Origin of the sequence: Vreelandella zhanjiangensis DSM 21076, assembly GCF_000377665.1 — a bacterium.
Classification (GTDB): domain Bacteria; phylum Pseudomonadota; class Gammaproteobacteria; order Pseudomonadales; family Halomonadaceae; genus Vreelandella; species Vreelandella zhanjiangensis.
The window spans coordinates 171375-197317 of sequence record NZ_KB898653.1 but is presented as its reverse complement, the minus strand read 5'-3'; the positions used below and the strand labels follow the sequence as shown (position 1 = coordinate 197317).

Annotated in this window: 19 protein-coding genes; 14 read left to right on the top strand and 5 right to left on the bottom strand. The window is 59.0% G+C overall.

The window, feature by feature from the left end; genetic code table 11:
• Positions 1-118 precede the first annotated feature (118 nt).
• The 7 genes from gbdR to etfB all read left to right on the top strand — a co-directional run bounded on the left by gbdR (position 119) and on the right by etfB (position 9428).
• Positions 119-1258, top strand: a complete 1140-nt coding sequence (gene gbdR / locus D467_RS0115975) for a choline metabolism transcriptional regulator GbdR (protein WP_018918544.1) — start codon at positions 119-121, stop codon at positions 1256-1258.
• 292 nt (positions 1259-1550) lie between these two features.
• Positions 1551-2528, top strand: a complete 978-nt coding sequence (locus tag D467_RS0115970; RefSeq protein ID WP_018918543.1) for a dipeptidase — start codon at positions 1551-1553, stop codon at positions 2526-2528.
• Positions 2529-2618: 90 nt separating this feature from the next.
• Complete coding sequence (locus D467_RS0115965) at positions 2619-3152, top strand: 4-vinyl reductase (RefSeq protein ID WP_018918542.1); 534 nt, start codon at positions 2619-2621, stop codon at positions 3150-3152.
• Between the two features lie 11 nt (positions 3153-3163).
• On the top strand, positions 3164-5236 hold the full coding sequence (gene dgcA, locus D467_RS0115960) for a dimethylglycine demethylation protein DgcA (protein ID WP_018918541.1): 2073 nt from the start codon (positions 3164-3166) through the stop codon (positions 5234-5236).
• A gap of 82 nt (positions 5237-5318) precedes the next feature.
• On the top strand, positions 5319-7340 hold the full coding sequence (locus D467_RS0115955) for a (Fe-S)-binding protein (RefSeq protein WP_018918540.1): 2022 nt from the start codon (positions 5319-5321) through the stop codon (positions 7338-7340).
• Positions 7337-8614 carry an electron transfer flavoprotein subunit alpha gene (etfA, locus tag D467_RS0115950; RefSeq protein ID WP_018918539.1) on the top strand — a complete coding sequence of 426 codons (1278 nt, stop codon included), beginning with the start codon at positions 7337-7339 and terminating at the stop codon, positions 8612-8614. The genes D467_RS0115955 and etfA overlap by 4 nt, the downstream gene beginning before the upstream one ends.
• On the top strand, positions 8604-9428 hold the full coding sequence (gene etfB / locus D467_RS0115945) for an electron transfer flavoprotein subunit beta (RefSeq protein ID WP_018918538.1): 825 nt from the start codon (positions 8604-8606) through the stop codon (positions 9426-9428). Before etfA ends, etfB begins: the two co-directional genes overlap by 11 nt.
• A 260-nt stretch (positions 9429-9688) precedes the next feature.
• Here etfB and D467_RS0115940 read toward each other — a convergent pair whose 3' ends face one another.
• The 3 genes from D467_RS0115940 to D467_RS0115930 form a co-directional block, all read right to left on the bottom strand.
• The gene (locus D467_RS0115940; RefSeq protein WP_018918537.1) at positions 9689-10591 is read right to left on the bottom strand and encodes a DMT family transporter; all 903 of its coding nucleotides are present in this window, start codon (positions 10589-10591) and stop codon (positions 9689-9691) included.
• An 87-nt stretch (positions 10592-10678) separates the two neighbouring features.
• Entirely contained in the window at positions 10679-12418 is a 1740-nt protein-coding gene (locus D467_RS19340) for a sodium:solute symporter family protein (RefSeq protein ID WP_018918536.1), read from the bottom strand.
• A gap of 163 nt (positions 12419-12581) precedes the next feature.
• The gene (locus tag D467_RS0115930) at positions 12582-14159 is read right to left on the bottom strand and encodes a BCCT family transporter (protein WP_018918535.1); all 1578 of its coding nucleotides are present in this window, start codon (positions 14157-14159) and stop codon (positions 12582-12584) included.
• A gap of 193 nt (positions 14160-14352) precedes the next feature.
• Here D467_RS0115930 and D467_RS0115925 point away from each other — a divergent pair, with 193 nt between their 5' ends.
• On the top strand, positions 14353-14586 hold the full coding sequence (locus tag D467_RS0115925; RefSeq protein ID WP_018918534.1) for a hypothetical protein: 234 nt from the start codon (positions 14353-14355) through the stop codon (positions 14584-14586).
• A gap of 98 nt (positions 14587-14684) precedes the next feature.
• Here D467_RS0115925 and gbca read toward each other — a convergent pair whose 3' ends face one another.
• The gene (gene gbca, locus D467_RS0115920) at positions 14685-15971 is read right to left on the bottom strand and encodes a glycine betaine monooxygenase oxygenase subunit (RefSeq protein WP_018918533.1); all 1287 of its coding nucleotides are present in this window, start codon (positions 15969-15971) and stop codon (positions 14685-14687) included.
• Positions 15972-16339: 368 nt separating this feature from the next.
• Here gbca and gbcB point away from each other — a divergent pair, with 368 nt between their 5' ends.
• Positions 16340-17446, top strand: coding sequence for a glycine betaine monooxygenase reductase subunit (gene gbcB / locus D467_RS0115915; RefSeq protein ID WP_018918532.1), 1107 nt, complete (start codon positions 16340-16342; stop codon positions 17444-17446).
• A 162-nt stretch (positions 17447-17608) separates the two neighbouring features.
• Here the strand turns inward: gbcB and fdhA are convergent, their stop codons facing one another.
• Positions 17609-18796, bottom strand: a complete 1188-nt coding sequence (gene fdhA, locus D467_RS0115910) for a formaldehyde dehydrogenase, glutathione-independent (RefSeq protein ID WP_018918531.1) — start codon at positions 18794-18796, stop codon at positions 17609-17611.
• 436 nt (positions 18797-19232) lie between these two features.
• Here fdhA and glyA point away from each other — a divergent pair, with 436 nt between their 5' ends.
• Genes glyA through D467_RS0115880 form a run of 5 tightly spaced genes read left to right on the top strand, consistent with a single transcriptional unit; the run spans position 19233 to position 25920 of the window.
• A complete protein-coding gene (glyA, locus tag D467_RS0115900) occupies positions 19233-20558 on the top strand; it encodes a serine hydroxymethyltransferase (protein WP_018918529.1) in 1326 nt (441 codons plus the stop codon).
• A 46-nt stretch (positions 20559-20604) separates the two neighbouring features.
• Positions 20605-21855 carry a sarcosine oxidase subunit beta family protein gene (locus D467_RS0115895; protein WP_018918528.1) on the top strand — a complete coding sequence of 417 codons (1251 nt, stop codon included), beginning with the start codon at positions 20605-20607 and terminating at the stop codon, positions 21853-21855.
• A 12-nt stretch (positions 21856-21867) separates the two neighbouring features.
• Positions 21868-22257, top strand: a complete 390-nt coding sequence (locus D467_RS0115890; protein WP_018918527.1) for a sarcosine oxidase subunit delta — start codon at positions 21868-21870, stop codon at positions 22255-22257.
• The gene (locus tag D467_RS0115885; RefSeq protein WP_018918526.1) at positions 22254-25295 is read left to right on the top strand and encodes a sarcosine oxidase subunit alpha family protein; all 3042 of its coding nucleotides are present in this window, start codon (positions 22254-22256) and stop codon (positions 25293-25295) included. Before D467_RS0115890 ends, D467_RS0115885 begins: the two co-directional genes overlap by 4 nt.
• Positions 25288-25920 (top strand): sarcosine oxidase subunit gamma, encoded by a 633-nt coding sequence (locus D467_RS0115880; protein ID WP_018918525.1) that lies wholly within the window; start codon positions 25288-25290, stop codon positions 25918-25920. Before D467_RS0115885 ends, D467_RS0115880 begins: the two co-directional genes overlap by 8 nt.
• The last annotated feature ends 23 nt before the right edge of the window (positions 25921-25943 follow it).

Sequence of the window (25943 nt, the reverse complement as noted above, 5' to 3'; positions counted from 1 at the left end):
GTGCCAATATGCAGATAGGCAGTAAGTATCTAGCGCAGGGACTCAGAACAAAACGCCAACGACATAGAAAGATAATAAAAAGAAAACCAATGACGTTTAGGTGATAGAGGTAAAGACCATGACAATCGATCAAGTAAAAAAACCAACCACAGTAGGTCACCCGAACGTACCGCAAACCCTCGGTTTTCTGCTGTTGGACAACTTCACTCTCATCTCTCTGGCGTCAGCGATTGAGCCCCTACGCATGGCCAACCAGTTGGCGGGGCGCGAGCTTTACCGCTGGTACACACTGACTCAGGATGGCTCACCGGTTCGTGCAAGCGACGGCCTGCATGTAACGCCTGACGCCTCAATGCACGCACCACTCACACTTGACTGGGTCGTGGTATGTGGCGGCGTTGCCCCTCAGCATAGTGTCAGCCGTGATCACCTGCATTGGCTACAGGCGCAGTCGCGCCAGCTCCGACGCTTGGGCGCTATCTGTACGGGTAGCTGGGCGCTGGGACAAGCGGGTCTGCTGGATCATTACGAAACCAGCATTCACTGGGAGTGTTTGGCGTCTATCCAGGAAGCGTTTCCGAAGATTGTGCTGACCACGCGGCTTTTTTCTATCGACCGCGATCGGTTTACCGCCTCAGGCGGCACGGCGCCGCTGGATATGATGCTCAACCTGATCGCTCACGATCATGGCAAAGAGCTTTCGGCAGGCATTTCCGAGATGTTCATCTACGAGCGTATGCGTAACGAGCAGGATCAGCAGCGCGTGCCGTTAAAGCACGTGCTGGGCACCACCCAGCCCAAGCTGCTGGAAATCGTCGCGCTGATGGAATCCAATCTTGAAGAGCCGCTTGAGCTCGACGAGCTGGCAAGTTACGTCGACGTTTCCCGTCGCCAGCTGGAGCGCCTGTTTCAGCGCTATCTGCACTGTTCGCCCTCCAGGTACTATTTGAAGCTACGCTTGGTGCGTGCGCGTCAGTTACTTAAACAGACGCCACTATCCATCATCGAGATTGCCTCGGTGTGCGGCTTTGTTTCCACCCCGCACTTCTCGAAGTGCTACCGCGAATGCTTTGGTATTCCGCCGCGCGATGAACGCCTGGGCATCCATACCCGCCAGAAATATGAAAAATCGCCCCCTTTGCTTAAACGCTGGGGAGTAGAACCGGCGACGAGCAGCGAACCGGCATCAAGTGCCTTACTGGCGCTTGCCTATGCGCAGGGTGAACCAACCTTTGCCAGCGTGCCATTAGTTACCTGACAGAGCACTAAGTGAAAAGAGTACTAAGTGAAAAAGGTACTACTGACACAGTATTAATCGTTGCTATAAGAGCTGCCCAAAAGGCGGCTCTTTTTCGTTAAGCCTTTTGCTATATCGCGCGCCCCCTCACTCACCCTAATGCTTTTGTACCGCTTAACCCGGCTGCTTGCCAGGTTTCCAGCAGGTGCTTTTCACACGATGACGCTTTTGGAATTTCCGTCGTCGTTTCCAAGCGCAGATCGACACCACCTCAACGCTATGCTCCCTACATAAACAATTCTGGAGCTACGTTATGACCCCTGCTGAATTGCACCAAGACGCCATCGTCATTGACGGCCTGATCATTGCCAAATGGAACCGTGAGCTTCTGGAAGATATGCGCCGTGGCGGCCTGACCGCGGCCAACTGCACCGTCTCGGTCTGGGAGGGGTTCAAAGCCACGGTAGATAACATCGTCGCCTCCAACAAGCTAATGGAAGAGTGCAGCGACCTGGTACGCCCGGTGCGCACTACGCGTGACATCATCCGGGCCAAGGAAGAAGGCAAGACCGGCATTATTTTCGGCTTCCAGAACGCCCACGCCTTTGAAGACCAGATCGGCTACGTCGAGATCTTCAAGCAGCTCGGCGTAGGCATCGTGCAGATGTGCTACAACACCCAGAACCTGGTGGGTACCGGCTGCTACGAGCGCGACGGCGGGCTATCAGGCTTCGGCCGCGAGATTGTCGCCGAGATGAACCGCGTGGGCATGCTGTGCGATCTTTCTCACGTGGGCGCCAAAACCTCTGAAGAAGTCATCCTCGAATCCAAAAAGCCGGTGTGCTACTCACACTGCCTGCCCTCCGGGCTAAAAGAACACCCGCGCAACAAGTCTGACGCAGAGCTCAAGTTCATCGCCGACCACGGCGGCTTTGTCGGCGTCACCATGTTCACCCCGTTCCTTAAGAAAGGCGTTGATTCAACCATCGACGACTACGTCGAGGCGATCGAGTACATCATGAACATCGTCGGTGAAGACGCCATCGGTATCGGCACCGATTTCACCCAGGGCCATGACCAGAACTTCTTCGAATGGCTGACCCATGACAAGGGCTACGCCCGCCGCCTGACCAGTTTCGGCAAAATCATCAACCCTGAGGGCATCCGTACCATCGGCGAATTCCCCAACCTGACCGAAGCGCTCTTGAAGCGCGGCATGAGTGAATCTCAGGTGAGAAAGATCATGGGCGAGAACTGGGTGCGCACTCTGAAGGACGTGTGGGGCGAATAAGCTCAATAACCCGATGCTTTTTGAACACCTGTTTTGAATAACAGTTTCGAACAACAGTTTTGAACAACTATAAGTGCAAGGAATACAACCGTGACCACGACTGCCCCCGAACTCCCGATTGAAGTCGACAGCGAAACTGGTATCTGGACGACCGATGCCCTGCCGATGCTGTACGTTCCGCGCCACTTTTTCGTCAACAACCATATGGCAGTTGAGGAAGCGTTGGGCGCCGAAAAATACGCCGAGATTCTCTACCACGCCGGCTACAAGAGTGCCTGGCACTGGTGCGAGAAAGAGGCCGAGCTCCATGGGCTTGAAGGTGTTGACGTGTTCGAGCACTACATGAAGCGCCTCTCCCAGCGCGGCTGGGGCCTGTTCATCACTGAAGAGATCGATCTGGATGCCGGTACCGCCCGCGTCCGTCTCGAGCACAGCGCGTTCGTGTATCAGATGGGCAAGGTGAACCGCAAGATCGAGTACATGTTCACTGGCTGGTTCGCCGGGGCCATGGATCAGATTCTGGCGGCGCGGGGAAGCGAAATGCGCACGGTGGCCGAGCAGACCCAAAGCGGCGCCGAAGAGGGCTGTGAGCACGGCCTGTTTGTTGTCACGCCCAAGCACTGAGGAGCGTCGTCATGGCATTCGAAGCACTTTTCAAGCCGATCCAGATCGGCAGCCAGACTATCCGTAACCGCGTGGTCAGCACAGCGCACGCCGAGGTGCACGCCACCGACGGCGGCATGACCACCGAACGTTACGTCAAATATTACGAAGAGAAGGCTAAGGGTGGCTGTGGCCTGTGCATCTGCGGCGGCTCGTCGGTTGTCTCTATCGACAGCCCCCAGGGCTGGTGGAGTTCGGTCAACCTCTCCACCGACCGCATCATCCCGCACTTTCAGAATCTGGCGGATGCCGTGCACAAGCACGGCGGCAAGATCATGATCCAGATTACCCACATGGGCCGTCGCTCACGTTGGGATGGCTACGATTGGTCAACGCTGGTGTCACCGTCGGGTATCCGCGAGCCGGTTCACCGTTCGACCTGCAAGACCATTGAGGTCGAAGAGATTCATCGCATCATCTACGACTTCACCCAGGCCGCACGCCGGGCGAAGGAAGGTGGCCTGGATGGCGTAGAGCTTTCCGCCGTGCACCAGCATTTGATCGACCAGTTCTGGAGTCCGCGGGTCAACAAGCGTACCGACGAATGGGGCGGCAGCTTTGAAAACCGCATGCGCTTTGGCATGGAAGTGCTCAAGGCCGTGCGCGCCGAAGTCGGTGACGACTTTGTGGTGGGCATGCGCATCACCGGTGATGAGTTCCATCCGGATGGCCTGACCCACGAGGACATGAAAAAGATCGCCGCGTATTACGATGCTACCGGCATGGTCGATTACTTCGGCGTGGTAGGCTCAGGCTGCGATACCCACAATACGCTCGCCAACGTCATTCCTAACATGTCGTTTCCGCCAGAGCCCTTCCTGCACCTGGCCGCTGGCATCAAGGAAGTGGTCAATGTTCCGGTCATCCATGCCCAGAACATCAAAGACCCCAACCAGGCCCAACGGATTCTGGAAGGTGGCTATGTGGATCTGGTGGGGATGACCCGCGCTCAAATTGCCGACCCACATCTGATCGCCAAGATAAAGATGGGTCAGATCGATCAGATCAAGCAGTGCGTGGGCGCCAACTACTGCATCGATCGCCAGTACCAGGGCCTCGACGTGCTGTGCATCCAGAACGCCGCAACCTCACGCGAGTACATGGGCCTGCCGCACATCATCGAGAAGAGCGAAGGTCCCAAACGCAAGGTGGTGGTTGTGGGCGGTGGCCCAGCGGGCATGGAAGCCGCCCGCGTGTGCGCCGAGCGCGGCCACGATGTCACGCTGTTTGAAGCCAATGACCAGATCGGCGGCCAGATAACTATTGCCTCGAAAGCACCCCAGCGTGATCAGATTGCAGGCATCACGCGCTGGTATCAGCTGGAGCTCAACCGTCTGGAAGTGGATCAGCGCCTGGGTACCAAGGCCGATGAGGCAACTATCCAGGACCTGCGCCCGGATGTGGTGATTCTAGCCACCGGCGGCCAGCCGTTTCTCACCCAGGTACCGGAGTGGGGCTACGACGCGGATACCGACAAGAGCCTGGTGGTCAGCACCTGGGACATTCTCAACGGCACCGTGGCACCGGGCAAGAACGTGCTGATCTTCGACACCATCTGCGAGTTTTCCGGCGTCTCGGCGGCGGACTACCTGGCCGACAAGGGATCAAAAGTCGAGATCGTTACCGACGATATCAAGCCAGGCGCGGCGGTGGGCGGCACCACCTTCCCGACCTACTACCGCAGCCTGTACGAGAAAGAAGTGATCATGACCTCGGATCTCGCGCTGCATAAGGTCTACCGCGAGGGCGACTCACTGGTCGCAGTGCTTGAGAACGAGTACACCGGTGCGCTCGAAGAGCGGGTGGTGGATCAGGTGGTGGTCGAAAACGGCGTGCGTCCGGACGAAGCGCTCTACTACAGCCTCAAGGAGCAGTCACGTAACAAGGGCCAGATGGATATCGAAGCGCTCTATGCGATCAAGCCTCAGCCCTGCCTGACGGACGGCGGTGAGGGGTTTGCCCTGTTCCGCCTGGGCGACTGCACCGCACCACGCAATACGCACGCCGCCATCTATGACGCGCTGCGGCTTTGCAAGGACTTCTGACAATAACGCTGTAAGCTGAACGTCATGGGCCGTCAGGCTCATGACGTTTTGTACTTACGGTGTCTCTGAGAGGAGAGACGCCATGCTCGATACCCTTCTGCCGATATTGCTGTTTTCTGCGCTCGCTCTGGCCGCCATCGGGGCCGTGCGCCGGGTGCGCCTGTGGCGTCAGGGGCGCCCCTCTTCCGTTCCCGTAATCAAAGGGTTGATGCAGGTTCCCCGGCGCTATCTGGTCGACCTGCACCACGTCGTCGAGCGGGACAAGTACATTTCACACACCCACGTGGCCACTGCCGGCGGCTTTGTGCTGGCCGCATTACTGGCTATCGTGGTCCACGGCTTTGGCCTGGACAGCGCCATTCTTGCCTGGGTGCTGCTGGCCGCTACCACCAGCATGTTCATCGGCAGCCTGCTGGTCGCCAAGCGGCGCAGCCCGCCGCCCTCACGGCTCTCCAAGGGCCCGTGGATGCGCCTGCCCAAGAGCCTGATGGCGTTCTCGATCGGTATGTTCATAGTCACCCTGCCCACCGCGGGTATTCTGCCGGAAGGCGTTTTCCAGGAAGGCTTAGGCTGGATCGCTGCCTTAGTGCTGGCGGCGGTCATCGTCTGGGGCCTGGGCGAGATGTTCTTCGGCATGACCTGGGGCGGGCCCATGAAGCACGCCTTTGCTGGCGCCCTGCATCTGGCCTTCCATCGTCGCCCGGAGCGTTTTTCCAACCGCGCCGGCGGGGAACATCGCTCAACCGGCCTCAAACCGCTGGCGCTTGATGACGACCGGACAAAGTTGGGCGTCGAAGTGCCGGCCGACTTCACCTGGAATCAGCTGCTGGGTTTTGATGCCTGCGTCCAGTGCGGGCGCTGTGAAGCCGTTTGTCCGGCCTTTGCCGCCGGCCAGCCGCTTAACCCCAAGAAGCTGATTCAGGATATGGTGGTCGGCATGGCTGGCGGCACCGACGCCCACTATGCAGGCTCCCCCTATCCCGGCAAGCCGGTGGGTGAGCATGCTGGTACGCCTCACGGGCCGATTGTGAACCGTGCGGGCGGCGCGCTGGTAGATGCCGAAACGCTGTGGTCGTGCACCACCTGCCGCGCCTGCGTGGAAGAGTGTCCGATGATGATCGAGCATGTTGATGCCATCGTCGACATGCGCCGCTTTCTGACCCTGGAGCACGGCAACACGCCCAACAAGGGCGCCGAAGTACTGGATAACCTGATTGCCACGGATAACCCGGGCGGCTTTGATCCTGACTCGCGCCTGCATTGGGCCGCGGATTTGAACCTGCCGCTGATGGCCGACAAGCGCGAAGCTGAAGTATTGCTGTGGCTGGGCGACGGCGTGTTTGATATGCGCAACCAGCGCACCCTACGCGCCTTTATCAGCGTGCTGCGTGCTGCGAACGTCGACTTTGCCGTGCTAGGCACAGAGGAGCGCGACAGCGGCGACGTGGCAAGGCGCCTGGGCGATGAAGCCACCTTCCAGAGCCTGGCCAAGCGCAACATCAAAACGCTTGCCCAGTATCGCTTTTCGCGCATCGTCACCTGCGACCCGCACAGCTTCCACGTGCTGAAAAACGAGTATGGGGATCTGGGAACGCCGGAGACACCCGCTAATTATCATGTGCAGCACCACAGCACCTATATCAACGAGCTGGTGGTTGCGGGCAAGCTCACCTTCAAGGCCTGGAAAGGCGGCAGCGTAACCTACCATGACCCGTGTTATCTCGGCCGCTACAACGGCGAGTACGAGGCACCGAGGGACGTACTCCGTGCGCTAGGCATTGAAGTGAAAGAGATGGCCCGCTCCGGCTACCGCTCGCGCTGCTGCGGCGGCGGTGGCGGCGCACCGATCACTGATATCCCCGGCAAACAGCGTATCCCCGATATGCGTATGGAAGATGTTCGCGAAACAGGTGCTGACCTGGTTGCGGTGGGCTGCCCGCAGTGCACTGCCATGCTTGAAGGCGTTGTTGAGCCCCGCGCTGACATCAAGGATATCGCCGAGCTGGTCGCCGATGCGTTGATCATCAAAACGCCTGACGACAAGGCGACCCAAAGTAAGCCCGCGCCAGCAGCACCGCGCACCGTCCTGGAGGCAACGCCATGAGCGAGCTTGTTCGTCGCGACCCTCGCAAAGCGTGGATCGCCCGTAACCGTCTGCACCCGCAGCACCTTGAGGTGCTGGCCGAGCTGGGTGGCGGCGCAGTGGCCAGTGAATGGATGGGCCCCAACGGAGTGATGCGACGCAACCCCCACGCGGTCGGTTTTATAGGCCCCAACGGCATTCGGCGTATTGATCGTAGCGGTGCCCAGCAGGCAGCCCAGGCTCCGGGCCGCAGCGTTGAAGCCAAGGATGCACGACGCCACGTGGCGATCGATGCGCCAGCGTTTATGGTCGCGGTGGTGCCCGATATGGCCGGCGGGCGTCTCTCCTCCCATGACCGCGATTTACTTGGACTTGCTCGCCAGCTGGCCGACGCTGACCCGGCCCAGCCCGGCGCCGTGGTGGCGATTGTCTTTGGCGAACATAAAGAAACCGCCTTTGGCGAGGCAGGTATTGACCGGCTAATCCATCTGGAAGGCGAGCGCTTCTCGGGCTATCTGCCGGAGCTTAGCGTCGCCACCCTGCAGGGCGTGGATCGTGAAATGGCGCCCCGCTACTGGCTGCTGCCCGACTCAAGCGTCGGCGGCGAGCTAGGCCGACGCCTCGCTGCACGGCTTGGCGAGCGCCCGGCCGCTCAGGTCTGGCAGGTCGAGGCAGATGCTGAAAGTGCCACCGGCTGGCGGTGTACTGCACGTGGCGCAGCGGGTAGAAACGATATTACCCGCAGCCTGCCGCGTATCGTGCTGGCCCTGGCCGAGTGCGCCGACCCGATCAGCGAAACCCGGCACGCGGCTGAGCCGATCAATCTTTCGCACGGCCTTCCCGATGTACTCGGACGTATCGAGGATATGGGCGAAGTGGCGGTTGACCCGGCCAGCGTGTCGCTCGCTGAAGCTGAATTCATTCTGTCCGCCGGTAACGGCGTCAAGGATTGGGACAGCTATCACCACGCTGCCGAAGTACTCGGCGCCACCAAGGGCGCGTCACGCGTGGCGGTGGACGACGGTTTTATGCCGCGAGATCGCCAGGTAGGCGCCACCGGCACCTGGGTATCTGCACGTGTTTACGTGGCGGTAGGAATTTCCGGCGCCATCCAGCACCTGCAGGGTATTCAGAGCTGCGATAAAGTAGTAGCAGTCAACCTTGATGAAGGCTGCGACATGGTCAAGCGCGCTGATCTGGCTGTGATCGGCGATGCCAGCGCCGTGCTCGCCGCACTAGTGAAACGCGTCGAGCAGTATCGCGCTGAACAGCAGGAGAACCGTGATGCCGCATGATGTCAGTAACACAAGTGCCAAGGCAACAACGCCTGGCGGACTGAACGTGGCCGTACTGGTTTCCATCGGCCGCCATCCGCTGACCGCACGCACGCGCCGCGCCGACCAGGACGCCCGGGCGGTGGAAATGGCCCTGACCCTGCAAAGCGCTTCGGTCAGCCTGCTGCATGCAGGCCAGCAAGATAGTGAAAACGAAGAGGCCATCCGCGGCTATCTCGGCATGGGTATCGACTCTGTCAATTTGATCGAACAAAAACCCCAGGCCGATGTAATACCTGCGCTGGCCAAAGCGCTGCGCGCAAGCGCTGCGCAACTGGTGCTGACCGGTACCCGCGCTGAAACCGGCGAGGCCTCGGGCATAACGCCTTACCTGCTGGCAGAGGCGCTGGGCTGGCCGATCATTACCGGCCTGGCCGCAGTCGAGAAAATCGAGCAGGGCACGGCGGTGGTGCTTCAGGCCCTACCCCGCGGCAAGCGTCGGCGTCTGCGCATTCGCCTACCCGCCATTGCCACCGTGGACAGCAGCGCGCCCCCCGCGCGTCAGAGCGCCTTCGGCCCGGCCAAACGTGGCGAGCTAGCTATTCACCTAGAACCCAGCGCGATCGACGAAGCGCTGGGAGCATGGCACATTCAGCCAGCGCGCAAACGTCCCAAGCGGCTCAAGATCGTCAAGGCCTCCTCGGCGCGCGACCGCTTCAAAGCCGCGGCGGCCAAGGCCGATGGCGGCGGCGGGCAAACGCTGACTGACGTCACACCGGAACAGGGCGCCGAGGCGATCTTCAAACTGCTCAAGGAGGAAGGAGTGTTGCGTTAGCCCCCTCATCGGATTGCCTTGAAACCACGTCGGCTCATCTTTTAGGTGGGCCGACGTGCGTCACCAGGCAGCGCGGGGCCGGCGCCGGGCGCGGGCAACCCTACGCGGGGGCGCCATGAATACCTCCCTGTAGGCTACTTTCGCCATCCCTGGCGAAAGACCCCCGCTACGGGTTACCCGCGCCCTCCAGCGGCGTATACTTTTGAGCGCACAACCGCTATTTCGAACAGGCTTTATGGCATTGCTTGTTGGCTTTAATGCTACTTCCCAACAAACCCCGGATACAGCCGCAAACGCTGCCTTTCCCGGTGCAGGCCAATCCCCGCATGCGCCACCAGCACAGTAATCACCACTGCCCCACCCGCCAGCGTCGAGGCCGTAGGCTCCTCGCCCAGCCACCACCACACCCACAGCGTGCCCAACGCCGTTTCCACCAGGTAGAAAAGTGCCACTTCGGTCGACGGTAGATAGCGCGTGGCGCTGTTGATCAGCACGGTAGCCAGCGGCATCTGGATAAGCCCCATCACGGCGAGTACGCCGTAGCGCGGAGCATCCAACGAAAACGGCGCGGCCAAAGGCAGCGCGATGGCCGCCGAAAGCAAGCCCCCGCCGGCAATCACCACGATACGGTCAATATCGGGATAGCGGCGCAGCACCGTTAAATTGCCCCCGATTGCCAGCGCCGCGGCCAGAGCATACAAGTTGCCCACCAGCATCCCTGTGGCGCCCTCGCCCATAAAGACCAGGCTCATGCCCAGCATGCAGATGACAATCGCCACCAGCGTGCGTAAGGCAACACGCTCTTTGAGAAAAATCCGCGAAAACAGCGCGGCGAAAAGAGGCGCGGTGCTAAGAATCACCACCACGTTAGCCACGTTGGCGTTCATCACCGCGAGCACGAAAAGCGCTGAAATGAGCCCCAGCAGTATTGCCGAGACCAGCGAGGAGAATGGATTGGCGCGTAGCCTGACCAGCCGATTGCCTACCAGGCACAACAGCCCCAGCACGCTGAACATCAGAAAGCCGCGCCAGAACACGATGGTCCATCCATCGGTATCCGCCAGGCGGATCAGCAGGCCATCAAAGCTGAGAAACACCACGCCCAGTATCACCATAAGCAGACCGCGTTGGTAAGGACCGCGTTGGTTAGGACTTAGCTGCATTACATTGTCTCCCGGTTGGCAAAAAAGATAACCGCCCGCCCAATGGGCGAGCGGTTAAGTCTGACAGCCGATGAATGGCTTCCCCGACTAGCTGGTCATGCGCGCGGCTAATGCCTTCTGCTGGCGAGGGCGAACCACCCAGAAGCCCACCGCCCCAGCCATCAATAACATGCTGCCACAGCCAATCGCCAAGGCGTAGCCGCCCTGCACGGCACTGGCATCCACATTAAACTGCGCGGCAAACCCGGCCAGCGTCACCGCATACTGCTGCCACAGGAATATTCCGATGGCCACACCAGACAACATGGTGCAGAGCGCAATCAAACGGGTACCCGTCATCCAGCCGCTGACGGCCTCGGCATCAAACTCATGCAGAAACGCCTGGTAGGCTTTTTCGGCCTGGGTAACGCGGGTTACACGAGAGGCCAGCACAATCGCCACAAGCGCCATCAGCGTGCTCAGCAGCACCGGGTGCAGATACACCGGTAGGCTAAGCCATTCGGCCTGAATCATCATCGATAGAGCCACATTGCCAACGAATCCTACCGCCAAGCCCCAACTGGCACCCGCAGCGGTGATCCGCTTGCTCCAGATACTCATCAGCGCCACCGGCCCCCAGGAGGAAGCAAACAGCGTAGCGGCAAACCACACCACCGACATCACCGCCGGCGGCTGGAATAGCGCCAGCAGCAGCGCAATCAAGCCCGCCGCCAGCACTGCGATACGGCTCTTGCGCATTGCCGATTTCTCATCCAGCGAAGCGGGCAAGATATCGTTGGAAAGGCTAAAGCCGATAATCGACAGGAACGTCGAGCAGGACGACAGCCCCGCGGCGAACACGCCGGTCAAAATGACCACGCCAAGCCAGGTCGGCAGTATGTTGAGTGCCACCCAGATCATGGAGCGTTCAGGATCAAGCTGAGGGTCATACAGGTTGATCGCCGCGCCGGTCATCATCATCAACGCGTAGAAAATGGCCAATGCCACCGCCGTCAACATAGCCGAGCGCATCACCACGTGCTCGTTGCGCGCCATCAGATAACGGCTGGACTGCCAGGGGCTGGCCGCCAGCACCGCCGCCCATACAAGCCCCAGCGTCAGCCCCCAGGTCAGCGCCTCACCCGGCGAGGAGAAGCTCGCGTTCGGGCCTTCCAGCACACCGTGCCACAGCGCGATGCCGGGCTTGTCGGTCTGGGTCAGAAGCCCTTCGACCACCCCGCTCCACCCGCCCAGATCCTGGATCACATAGATTGAGCCACCCAGCGCTGCCAGCGAGAAGATCACGAACATGATCGTGTCGGTGAGCATGACTCCGGGCGAGCCCGAATAGAGAATAAAGCCGGTGTAGGTCGCCCACACCAGTACCAGACCCACCCAGTACGGCATACCGGTCAGTTCGGAGAACATGATGCCCGCGCCCTGCATTACACCCAGAAGATACGCGCCCAAGCCGATGATGGTGGTCAACCCGGCGATCACCTGAACGCGGCGCGAGGCGAAGCGCTTGCCAAAGAATTCCGGCACGGTGCGCGCTCCGCTGCGGCGCAGATAACGGCCAAACACCAGTGCGCCTAACAAGCACCCCGAGGTACTGATTGCGGCAAAGATGAGCATGACAAACGGATAGCCCTGATAGGCAAAGCCCGTTTCACCCAGAAAGGCGCTGGTGCTCAGGTAACTCGCCACCAGCGTCCCCAGAATAAAGAAGGTGGGCGCATTGCGGCCGGCCACCAGATAGTCGTCCAGGCCCTTGACGCGGCGCCCGGCCAGATGCCCGATAACAAAGTAGCCAACCAGGCTGAGCAGTATTGCGATGGTGTAGATCATAAGAATAGCCGTGGAGTTGTTAATATTGTGTTAGTCATGGTGCAACGCTTCGCCAGCACGCTCATTGTTACCAGCGGCGCTCAATGCAGCATTTACGACGCCCGGCAGGTTAACCAAACGGGGCGCCCTTAAATGGGCGCCCCGAATGCAGCAGGCACTTTATTTATCTAACAGCCTTGGGTATCGCGTTGAGCTGGCGCCACTCTTTGTGAAGCCCTACGTAAAGGCTGAAACACATTAACAAGAGAACCAGCGTAAAGGGTAGCCCGGTGGCCACTGCGCCCGCCTGAAGCGCGCTAAGCGCGGTGCTTCCCCCGCCATACAGCAGCACTCCAGCAATCACACCTTCAAGTGCCGCCCAGAACACACGCTGGCCCTTGGGCGCATCGGTTTTGCCGCCGGCGGTGATGCTGTCGATCACCAGCGAACCGGAGTCCGAAGAGGTAATAAAGAACACCAGCACCAAAACAATCGCAAGCGTTGAAGTAATACCGGTCAACGGCAGTTGTTCAAGCATATGGAACATGGCAAGGGAAACGTCGCTAATGCCGTTTGCAAGCTCACCCACGCCGTTTTCAGCCTGGAACAGCGCCGTGCCGCCAAACGCGCTCATCCATACCAGCGTGACCAGCGTCGGCACCAGCAGCACCGCAATCAGGAATTCGCGTACCGTACGCCCCCGCGAGACGCGAGCGATAAACATGCCCACAAAAGGAGACCAGGAGATCCACCATGCCCAGTAGAAGATGGTCCAGCCGTGATACCAGACGTCATCGTCGCGGCCAATCCAGTTCGAAAGTGGCAGGATATGGCTTACATAGTCCACCGCGGTGGTGCCAATACCGGTCAGAATCATGAGGGTCGGCCCGGCGATAATCACAAACAGCAGCAGGATCGCGGCGATCACCATATTGATGTTTGAGAACAGTTTGACGCCGCCGTCAAGCCCCCGCCATACCGAGATCAGCGCAATCACCGTGACCACTAAGATAATCGCCAGCTGCGTACCGATGGTGTTGGGAATATCGAACAGGTAGGCAAGTCCGCTGGACGCCTGGGTCGCGCCAAAACCCAACGAGGTCGCCAGGCCAAAAATAGTCGCGAGTACGGCAAGAATATCGATGATATGGCCTGCCCATCCGCGGGTACGCTCGCCCAGAATCGGATAAAAGGCGGAACGCAGCGTCAGCGGCAGCCCTTTGTTATAGGAAAAGAAGGCCAGCGAAAGTGCCACTACGCCATAAATCGCCCACGGGTGCAGGCCCCAATGGAACATGGTAGCGCCCATCGCGGCGCTGGCGCCTTCTGGTGTATTTGCAGGAGTATTCAGGGGCGTGCCGTACCAGTCGGTGTAATAGGCCACCGGCTCCGCAACGCTCCAGAACATCAGGCCGATACCCATGCCCGCCGCAAACAGCATGGCGAACCAGGAGGTGCGCGAGTATTCCGGCTTCGCGTCAACGCCGCCCAAACGTATCCGTCCGAGTGGCAAACAGATCAACAAAAGACAGAACACCACAAAAATATTGCCCGCAATCATGAACAGCCAGTCGAAGTTCTCGATCGACCAGTTCTTGGCAACCCCCAGCTGGGTATTAGCGGCATCTGGATAGACCAGCGCGTACAGAATGAACAGCAGAATGGCGAGAGCGGAAAGTGGAAAGACGGGGTTATGAAAATCCAGCCCCATGACCTGCTTGTTATCCTGACCGGGAGTCAGGACGGGATCATCATGGTCCATAGGTTATCCTCGTTGTTATTTTTCGAGACGAGCAATACGCCGAATACGGCCATTTGAATTCTTAGGCGATACGCCCACGTGCAGTTGTTTAAAACCGACACTGACATAGCTATTGCCGCGTCGCTCACGCTATTGGCAGCAGGTTATGGGTACACTGACAGGCTAAACGGCCAACATATGAGAGGATGCCGTCATGATGATTGTCGACCTGATTGATGGTGATGATTTTCGAGCGCGATTAACCGCGCTGGGTATCGATATTCCAGCGGATGCCGACCCCGAGACGTGTGCACGTATCGCGGCACAGGCGCATCAGCAAAAAGCGATTCCTGAACTCCCGGCATTGGTGCATGAGCTTATGGAACAGCAAGCCATCATGCTGCCGTCGGTACGCCATGCCATCGAGCATTTCCTGCCCGTTGAGTGATGGTCATTAAGTAATGACTAGAGGATGACGACTAGAGGGTGGTTGCCAAGTAGCAGCTAAGAGCTGGCCCGCCAAGGCGGGCCAGCTCTTAATGCGTTTTAGCCCTGGGCCAGCTGCAGCTCGATGCTATCGCTTCCCAGATTGCTGAGCATGCGCTCGGAGTACCAGTCAATAAAGTCGATGACCCCAAACTCGTAGGTTTGTGAATAGGGGCCGGGCTGGTAAGCCTTTGAGTTGATGCCGCGCTGATTCTCTTCGGCTAGCTGGCGATCCTGATCATTGGTGGCATCCCACACGCGACGCATGTTTTCCGGGTCGTAATCCACGCCTTCCACCGCATCCTTATGCACCAGCCATTTGGTAGTCACCACGGTCTGCTGCGGGCCAAGCGGCAGTACGCGGAACACAACCGCGTGATCGCCCATGAAGTGGTTCCAGGAGTTGGGCAAGTGCAGAATGCGCAGCGAACCCATGTCCGGGCTGGTCAGGCGACCCATCAGCTTGTTGCAGGCCGGCTTGCCGTCCATGGTCATGGAGACCACGCCATCGAGTAGCGGCGTGCGGGTCAGGCGGTTGCGCTTGCCAAAGCGCTTGAGCTGCCAGGGCACCTGCTCGCCGTTCCAGTCGGCCTGCTTGCGGGTCACCAGATCTTTGTACTTATCCGTCGCCCGCGGGTCTTCGGTATCATCAAACTCAATCAGCGAGTTCAAAAGCTCTGGGTGCGAGCCATTGCAGTGGTAGCACTCACGGTTGTTCTCAATAACCAGCTTCCAGTTGCACTGCTCGACAATGCTCGACTCTACGGCAACCTTGACGTTATCCATCTGGTAAGGCTCAAGGTAATGCTCAAGCGTCACCAGGAAATCGTCGATGGCGGGCGGGTTATCGCTCAGGTTGATAAACATAAAGCCACCGGCGGTGCGCACGCTAACCGGCTTCAGGCCGAACTGATTAAGGTCGAAGTCAGTGCCCATGTCGCTTCCGGCGAACAGCAGGCGGCCGTCAAGTTCGTAAGTCCACTGGTGGTAAGGACATACCAGCTTGGCGACTTTACCTTTTTCCTTGGTACAAAGCCGTGAGCCACGGTGACGGCATACATTATAAAAAGCATGAATCTGGCCTTCGCCACCGCGCACGATCACGATCGGGTTGTCGCCGATCTCCAGCGTCATGAAATTGCCTTTGGCCGGAATCTCGCAGGCCATACCCGCGAATAGCCACTCCTTCTCAAAGATTTCCTGCATATCCAGCGCAAACAAGCGGGCATCGTTATAGAACGGCTGGGGCAGAGAAAAGGCGTGCGCCCGGGACTGTAACATCTCAACCGTCGCTTCACGCATGGAGGCCAGTAGGTCGTTGTGTGTGTAATCCATTGTCTTGTTCATACCAGATATCCTTTTAAACACCGCCCCCCTTACTCAGGGCGGCGACAGGGTCGTTAACCAAACATGATTGTGTTGTTGTTAAGTTGCGTAACCTGGCGATTGTGTGAAGCGCACAGCGCTTGCTACTTGTGGATGGATTGTGGTCCAGGGCTAGTGCCATCAATTGTCTACCCACGACACTATGTGGCGTAGTGGCGACGCGAGCGGAGATTTTTGGTCAACAGAAGGTGCCGTAAGGTAAGTGCGTGTCGCTAACAGGCAAGCTGGTCACAAAGCGCGTACCCAGAATGCAGGTTAATGGTGCTGGACCGTGCAGAAAGGACGGGCCGGTGAAGGCAACGCGATAGCACGGCCATATTGAGACGACGATGACAATGAACTTCTTTAATCCCGTCACGACCCAGACCTGGACCAACGGCCGCCACCATGTGCGGTGCGTCAAGATCATTCAGGAAACCTGGGACGTTCGCACTTTCTGCTTTATGGCTGAACAGCCGGTAATGTTCTTCTTCAAGCCGGGCCAGTTTGTGACGTTAGAGCTTGAAATCGATAACCAGCCGGTCATGCGCTCTTATACGATTTCAAGCTCTCCCTCCGTGCCCTACAGCTTTTCAATCACGGTCAAGCAGGTGCCGGGCGGCCATGTCTCCAACTGGCTGCACGCCAATCTCAAGGTAGGCGACGAGCTGGTGGTACACGGGCCGGTCGGTAACTTCAACTCTATCGACTTCCCAGCCGAAAAGGTGCTGCTCCTCTCCGGCGGCGTGGGCATTACCCCGCTGATGTCGATGACGCGCTGGTTCTTTGATACCAACGCCAACGTGGACGTCGAGTTTATTCACAGCGCACGTGCACCACGTGATGTTATCTATCACCGCGAGCTTGTGCACATGTTCTCGCGTATCCCTGAGTTCAAGCTGCATATCGTGTGTGAAAAGAAAGACGATATCGGTGAGGCGTGGGCCGGTTACCGCGGTTACCTGACCCAGCCCATGCTTGAGCTGATGGCACCGGATTTCCTTGAGCGTGAAATATTCTGCTGTGGCCCGACGCCCTACATGAACGCTATCAAGGCAATCTTGCGTGCCAACAACTACGACATGGCTCACTACCATGAGGAGTCGTTTGGCGCGACGCCAATGGATGTCCAGGAAGACGTTCTGGAGCTTGCCGAGCAGGCTGAAGTTGAAGCCGAACAGGCCGAGCCCGAAGAACTGATCAACATTGAATTCGCCCAGTCAAATAAAAGCGTGCGTATTCAGCCAGGCGAGACAGTACACGCGGCAGCGGCCAAACTTGGCCTGCATATCCCCAAGGCCTGTGGTATGGGCATCTGCGGTACCTGCCGGGTGGAGCTGAAGTCCGGCGAGGTGGAAATGGAGCACAACGGCGGGATTACCGAAGAAGATATTGAAGAGGGTTACATCCTGTCCTGCTGCAGCAAACCGAAAGGCGATCTGGTGGTCGATTTCTAACGCGGCAAACCAAAGGGCAAAGCCTGCCAAGAGACGGATACCGCCTAGCTCGGTATCCGTTTTTTTATGTCTTAAATTCACAATAAACGGACACAAAAAACGCTCATGGCCCGAAGCCATGAGCGTTATCAGCGGCGGTTACCCGCGCGTTTTAGTGCCTAATCAGGCAGCGCCCAGCAATCCATGAGGATCAAGGACAAACTTGCTGGCCACGCCCGCATCGAACTGCTCGTAGCCCGTTGGCGCATCTTCCAGCGAAATAACCTGGGCGTTGACGATCTCGGCGATATTCAGGCGCCCGTGCAGAATGGCCTGCATCAGTTGGCGGTTGTACTGCACCACCGGTGTCTGGCCAGTATGGAACGAGAGCCCCTTGGCCCAGCCCTGACCAAAGCGCAGGCTCAGGCTACCGGTTTGTGCGGCCTTCTCTGTCGCGCCCGGGTCTTCGGTCACATAAAGCCCTGGAATGCCGATGGAACCGCCTTCGCGGGTCACTTCCATCATCTGGTTAAGTACTACCGCGGGCTGCTCTTTACCGCCATGTCCAATGGCTTCAAAGCCTACCGCATCAATGGCGCTGTCTACGCTGGGTTCGCCGACCACTGCGGCAATCATCTCACCCAGACGGTCATGCTTACTCAGATCAATCGGCACGAAGCCCATTTTGCGAGCGTGCTCCAGACGATCCTTGTTGAAATCGCCGATCATGACAACGGCCGCACCCAGAAGGCGTGCCGAAGCAGCTGCCGCCAGGCCTACCGGGCCAGCGCCTGCTACGTACACGGTGGAGCCTGCGCCAACGCCAGCTTTCAGCGCGCCGTGGAAACCGGTCGGAAGAATATCGCTCAGCATGGTCAGGTCGCGAATCTGGGTCATCGCCTGGTCGCGGTCCGGGAACTTCAAAAGGTTGAAGTCGGCGTAGGGCACCATCACGTAGTGCGCCTGGCCACCTACCCAGCCGCCCATATCGACATAACCGTAGGCACCGCCCGCGCGGTCATCGTTAACATGCAGGCAAAGGCCGGTGTGACCTTCTTTACAGGTGCGGCAGCGGCCGCAGGCCACGTTGAACGGCACCGAGACGATATCGCCGATCTGGAGAAACTCAACGCCTTTACCCTTCTCGATCACCTCACCGGTAATCTCGTGGCCCAGCACCATGCCGGTGGGTGCCGTAGTCCGTCCGCGCACCATGTGCTGGTCGGAGCCGCATATATTCGTGGAAACCACTTTCAAGATAACGCCGTGATCAATGGGCTTGCCATGGGGCGTTTCCATTTTCGGGTAGGCGATATCCTGGACTTCGACCTTACCGTCGCCGATATAAACAACACCACGATTGTTGGACATGCGGAATCCTCTCTTCTGGGCGCTGACGCAGTCTCAAGGGACCTTCAAGAGCTTTCTCAAGGACGATCTCAAGAGTGGCCTCAATAACTGCGCTGGCATCATTATTTTTGAATCAAGCTGACGTATTTGAAGCGCCTGCGAGAAGCGCTTCCCGACAAGCAGGCCAACTAAAAACATCAACCTGTTGCCGCAGCATGACGCACTCACCCCACCCTCAATTACTCATAAGCGACGTCGAACAATAAATGGACGACGCCTTATAAAGCCCTCTAAAAAATTAACGCCGATGTCGCAAATACGCCGAGTGGTGACGTCGGCAAGCATCTTGGGGAGCAAGGCCAACGATACTATCGCGGCAGGATAGCGTTCATGGTGACGTGATTACCGGCGCTAACAGACTCCCAGACCGAACAAAGCGACTAGCCTGGAGACCCAGATGGCTCATAACAATTTTTCTCCCAAAGCCCGCCTGGCCGACTACGACACAGCCCTTGCCTCGGCAATTGCTGAAGAGACAGCGCGTCAAGAAGCCCATATCGAACTGATTGCCTCTGAAAACTACACCAGCAAGCTGGTCATGGAAGCTCAGGGCACCCAGCTGACCAACAAGTATGCCGAAGGCTACCCCGGCAAGCGCTATTACGGCGGCTGTGAGTTCGTCGATAAGGTGGAAGCGCTGGCTATCGAGCGGGCTTGCAGCCTGTTTGGCGCCAACTATGCCAACGTACAGCCTCACTCTGGCGCCCAGGCCAATGCCGCGGTGTTCATGGCGCTGGTAAGCCCTGGCGACACTATTCTGGGCATGAGTCTGGCTCACGGCGGCCACCTGACCCATGGCGCCGCGCCGAACTTCTCGGGCAAGCACTACAACGCTATCCAGTATGGGCTGGTCGAAGGCACCGGCGAGATCGATTACGACGAAGTCGAGCGGCTGGCGCGCGAGCATCAACCGAAAATGATCATTGCCGGTTTCTCGGCCTATTCACGCGTGGTCGATTGGCGCCGTTTCCGCACCATCGCCGACGAAGTGGGCGCTTACTTGATGGTCGATATGGCCCACGTGGCCGGTTTGGTCGCCGCAGGCCTGTATCCGAGCCCGCTGCCTCACGCCCACGTCGTGACCACCACGACTCATAAGACGCTACGCGGTCCGCGCGGCGGTCTGATTCTCTCCGCCGATGGCGACGAGTCGCTCTACAAGAAGCTCAACGGTGCGGTATTCCCCGGTCAGCAGGGCGGCCCGCTGATGCATGTGATCGCGGCCAAAGCGGTAGCGTTCAAAGAGGCCATGAACCAGGAGTTCGTCAACTATCAACGCCAGGTGATCGCCAACGCCCAGACCATGGCCCGCGTCTTTGTTGAGCGTGGTTTTGATGTGGTGTCCGGCGGTACCGATGATCACCTGTTCCTGGTGTCGCTGATCAAGCAGGGCGTTACCGGTAAAGACGCCGATGCAGCTCTTGGACGTGCGCATATCACGGTCAACAAGAACAGCGTGCCCAACGATCCGCAAAGCCCGTTCGTTACATCGGGCTTGCGCATCGGTACTCCAGCGGTAACCACCCGTGGGATGGTCGAAGCGGACTGCGAACACCTGGCGGGCTGGATTTGCGACATTCTCGACGCGCTGGCCGAACAGCAGGACACCACGGATGTAGAAAATCAGGTGCGCGAAAACGTCGCCGATCTGTGTGCCCACTACCCGGTATATGGCCAAGCCACCAATGAGCACGTAGTCGATAGCGCAGCCTCAGTCGCCTGACGATAGCCGCCAGCCGGCTCCACGGAGCCGATCAAGGAGAAACTTTATGCAACGTTATTCCGGCTTCGGACTGGTCAAACATGCGCTCGGTCATCACGAGAACTGGGAGCGCCAGTGGCGCAACCCTGAACCCAAGAAGCGCTACGACGTCATCATTGTGGGTGGTGGCGGTCACGGGCTAGCCACTGCCTACTACCTGGCGAAAGAGTTCGGCGTCAAGAATGTCGCCGTGGTCGAAAAAGGCTGGCTGGGCGGCGGCAACACCGCACGTAATACCACTATTGTACGTTCCAACTATCTGTGGGACGAAGCGGGACGGCTTTACAACCATTCGCTGGATCTGTGGAAAGGCCTTTCCCAGGACTTGAACTACAACGTGATGTTTTCTCAGCGCGGCGTGTTGAACCTGGGTCACACCCTGCAGGATATGCGCGACATTCAGCGCCGCGTTCATGCTAACCGCCTGAACGGTATCGACAGTGAAGTGGTCACCCCAGGCCAGATCAAGGAGATCGAGCCTCAACTGGATATTTCCAGCCGTGCTCGCTACCCGATCATGGGGGCGTCCTGGCAGAAAAGTGCCGGCGTGGCGCGCCACGATGCAGTCGCCTGGGGTTATGCGCGCGGCGCGGACGCGCTGGGTGTCGACCTTTTGCAGAACACCGAAGTCACCGGCTTCAAAATCCGCGACGGCAAGATACTGGGTGTGCACACCAACCGCGGTGATATTGAAGCCAATACCGTGGGCTGCGTGGCGGCGGGCAATTCAGGCGTACTCGCCAATATGGCAGGCATAAAACTGCCGCTAGAGTCGCATCCGCTGCAAGCATTAGTGTCCGAGCCGCTCAAGCCGATCCTTAATACGGTCACCATGTCCAACCATGTTCACGGCTATATCAGCCAGTCCGACAAGGGCGATCTGGTTATCGGCGCGGGTATCGATGGCTACGTCGGTTACGGCCAGCGCGGCAGCTACCCGACCATCGAGCACACCCTTCAGGCTATCGTCGAGATGTTCCCGATGTTCTCTCGTGTGCGCATGAACCGCCAGTGGGGCGGCATCGTGGATACCTGCCCGGATGCCTGCCCGATCCTGTCCAAGACGAAGGTCAAAGGTCTTTATTTCAACTGTGGCTGGGGCACTGGGGGCTTCAAGGCGACCCCCGGTTCCGGACATGTTTTTGCCGCGAGCCTGGCCAAGGGTGAAATGCACCCCATCGCTGCGCCTTTTTCCATCGACCGTTTCCATACCGGTGCGCTGATCGATGAACACGGCGCCGCTGGCGTGGCGCACTGAGGAGAGCCCATCATGTTTTATATCTTCTGCCCCTACTGCAAGGAGCACCGCGAGGAAGAGGAGTTCCACGCTCGCGGCCAGGCCCACCTGATGCGCCCTTCCGACCCGGATAACACCAGCGACGAGGAGTGGGGCGACTACCTGTTCTTCCGCAACAACCCGCGCGGCATTCACCATGAGATGTGGGTGCACTCGGTGGGCTGTCGCAAGTTTTTCAATATCACCCGTAACACGGCGACCTACGAAATTCTCGAGACCTATCCGATGGGCGAGCAGCCGACCATTACGGCCGCAACGCCCGACGTTCGTCACGAACAAGGTGTCCAGGTGGCCGATGGCGGCTGGCAGACCGTGGGCGCCCGGTCTGAAAACAAAGCACTGAACGAGGAGGCCTCGTCATGACCCAGTCCAATCGTATCGCGGCAGGCGGGCGTATCGATCGCTCGCAGGTGCTGGAGTTCACCTTCAACGGTCAACGCTATCAAGGCTTCAAGGGCGACACGCTGGCCTCGGCGCTGCTCGCCAACGGCGTCAATATCGTCAACCGCAGCTTCAAGTATTCGCGCGCTCGCGGCATTGTTGCTGCCGGTGCCGAAGAGCCCAATGCCGTGGTTCAGCTAGGCGCGCGGGATGACACTCAGGTGCCCAACGTACGCGCCACACAACAAGGCCTGTATAACGGCCTGGTCGCGCGCAGCACCAACGGTTGGCCCAACGTTCAGCGCGACGTAATGAGCTGGGTAGGCAAACTGGGCGGTGGTTTCATGCCGCCAGGGTTCTACTACAAGACGTTCATGGCCCCTGCCTCAATGTGGATGACCTATGAGAAGTATATCCGCATGGGCGCGGGCCTGGGTCGTGCGCCTACTGAGTCCGATCCGGATATCTACGATCACATGCATCATCACTGCGATGTGATGGTGATTGGCGCAGGTCCGGCGGGGCTTGCCGCCGCGCTTAGCGCTGCGCGTGCCGGTGCCCGCGTGATCCTGTGCGACGAGCAGGAAGAGATGGGCGGCTCGCTGCTGGATAGCCGCGAGACGCTGGATGGTGTTTCCGCCGTACGCTGGGTTGAACAGACGCTCAATGAGCTTGCCAGCATGGAAACCGTGACGCTGCTGCCTCGCACCACCGCCAACGGCTATCACGACCACAACTTCGTCACCCTGCACGAGCGGCGTACCGAACACTTGGCCGATACTGCCCGTGAAGCAGGCTTCCCCGGCGAATCACGGGCACGCCTGCACCGCGTGCGCGCCGTCCAGGTAGTTCTGGCCAGCGGCACTCATGAGCGTCCGCTGGTATATGCCAACAATGACCTGCCCGGCAACATGCTCGCAGGCGCCGTTTCCAACTACATTCGTCGTTATGCGGTAGTGCCTGGCAACAGTCTGGTGCTTTCTACGAGCAACGACCACGCTTACCGCGCCGCGCTTGACTGGAAAGAAGCCGGACGCAAGGTAGTGGCCATTGTCGATGCGCGTGCCAACCCAGACGGCGACTTAGTCCGTCAGGCCCGCGACAGCGGTATTCGCGTGATCACCGGCAGTGCCGTGATCGAAGCGCGGGGCAATCAGCGCGTTACCGGGGCGCGTATCTCGGCCATCGATCTTGAGCGTTTCGTGGTGACCGGGAAAGCCGAAGAGCTTGAGTGCGATACTATCGCTACCTCCGGCGGCTATAGCCCAGTGGTTCACTTGTCATCGCACACCGGTACGCGGCCGCTATGGAATGACGAGCTGCTGGGCTTTGTACCCGGCAAGGTCAAAGGCATGCAGTCGGTAGGCGGCGTGGCCGGTTATTACGCCCTTGGCGAGACGCTGGCCGATGGTGCTCGCGCTGGCCGCCAGGCAGCGCTGGAAAGCGGCTTCAACAATGCTCAGGATATCGCTTTACCCGCCACGCGGGCGCGCCGCGATGCCCCGGCCTGTGCGCTTTATCAGGTACCCCATGAAAAGAGCGCCTTGCGCGCGCCTAAGCAGTTTGTTGACCTGCAAAACGATGTCACCGCGGCGGGTATTGAAGTCGCCACCCGCGAAGGCTTTGAATCCATTGAACACGTCAAGCGCTACACCGCATTGGGCTTTGGTACCGATCAGGGCAAGCTTGGCAACATCAACGGTATGGCGATTGCTGCACGCTGCCTGAAGCGTTCGATTCCCGAAGTGGGCACCACTGTATTCCGACCCAACTATACGCCGGTGACGTTTGGCGCCATCGTTGGCCGTCACTGCGGCGAGCTGTTTGATCCTGAGCGCTACACCGCGCTGCATCAGTGGCACGTGGAAAACGGTGCCGAGTTCGAGGACGTGGGCCAGTGGAAACGCCCGTGGTACTTCCCCCGCACTGTGAATGGCAAGAAAGAAACCATGCACGATGCGGTCAACCGCGAGTGTCTGGCGGTGCGCGAAGGCGTGGGCATTCTTGATGCCTCGACGCTTGGCAAGATCGATATTCAAGGCCCGGATGCCCGCGAGTTCCTGGGTCGCGTTTACACCAACAAGTGGGCCCAGCTCGCCCCTGGCCGCGTGCGTTACGGCCTGATGTGTAAAGACGACGGCATGCTGATGGATGATGGAACCACCAGTTGCCTGGGTGATAACCACTTCCTGATGACCACCACCACCGGCGGCGCGGCAGGCGTGCTTGAGTGGCTGGAATTGTGGCACCAGACCGAATGGCCAGAGCTTCAGGTCTACTTCAATTCGGTGACCGATCACTGGGCGACCATGACCGTGACCGGACCAGACGCGCGCAAGCTGCTCTCCGAACTAACGGACATGGATCTCGATAAAGAGAACTTCAAGTTCATGGATTGGCGCGATGCCACGGTCGCCGAAGTACCCGCACGAATTTTCCGCATCTCGTTTACCGGTGAACTGGCATTTGAGATCAACGTGCAGGCCAACTACGCCATGCACGTCTGGAAAAAACTCTTCGAGCACGGCGAGAAGTACAACCTGACGCCCTACGGCACTGAAACCATGCACGTTCTGCGTGCTGAAAAAGGCCTGATTATTGTCGGCCAGGATACCGACGGTTCGGTGACTCCGGAAGATCTCGGCATGCAGTGGGCGATCGGCTACGACAAGCCTTTCCCCTGGGTCGGCAAGCGGGCCCTGTCGCGTCCCGATACTCGGCGCAAGGACCGCAAGCAGTTTGTCGGCTTGAAACCGAAAGACCCAAGCGTAGTGCTGGAGGAAGGCGCGCAGATCGTCTTCGACGGCAAGCAGTCGATTCCCATGGACATGAAGGGCCACGTCACGTCGAGCTACTACAGCGCCTCGCTCAAACACGGCTTCGCCCTGGCCGTGGTGATGGGTGGCCACGAGAGAATGGGCCAGACCGTCTATATCCCCATGACCGATGGCACGGTGCATGAAGCTGAAATCGTAAGCCCTGTGTTTATCGACCCGAAAGGAGAGCGCCAGCATGTCTAATGTATGCGAGTTTAATACCGTGCCAGACGGCAACCCGCAGGTCGAATCTCCAATGGCATGGAGCTACCAGCAGCACCCGGCGCCCCGCGCTAACGGCCAGGCAGGTGTTGTCCTGCGTGAAAAAGCGCTGATGGGCCACCTGGTACTACGTGGCGGAGCCATCGTGCTGGATGAAGCAGTTCGCGCAACGCTGGGTATGAACCTACCGGCCAAGCCCAATGCACTGGAGCATGATGACAGTGGCGAGCGCTCCATCCAGTGGCTCTCACCTGACGAGTGGCTGGTGATAGTGCCGGGTGGCGAGGAGTTCAAACTCGAACGTGCACTGCGCGAGGCGCTGGGAGACGCTCACTTCAGCATCGTCAACGCCAGCGGTGGCCAGACGGTATTGACGCTTAGCGGCGCTAACGCCCGCGATGTGCTGATGAAGTCGACGTCCTACGATGTACATCCTAATGCCTTCCCGGTCGGCAAGGGCGTGACCACGGTGTTTGCCAAGGCTACCGTTGTCCTACGCCGCCCTTCCGAGGCGCACTGGGAGCTAGTCGTGCGGCGCAGCTTTGCCGACTACTGCTACCGCTGGCTGCTCGACGCCTCAGCGGAATACGGTATCGACACACAATAATAAGCTGGTAGGCCGGTAACGCC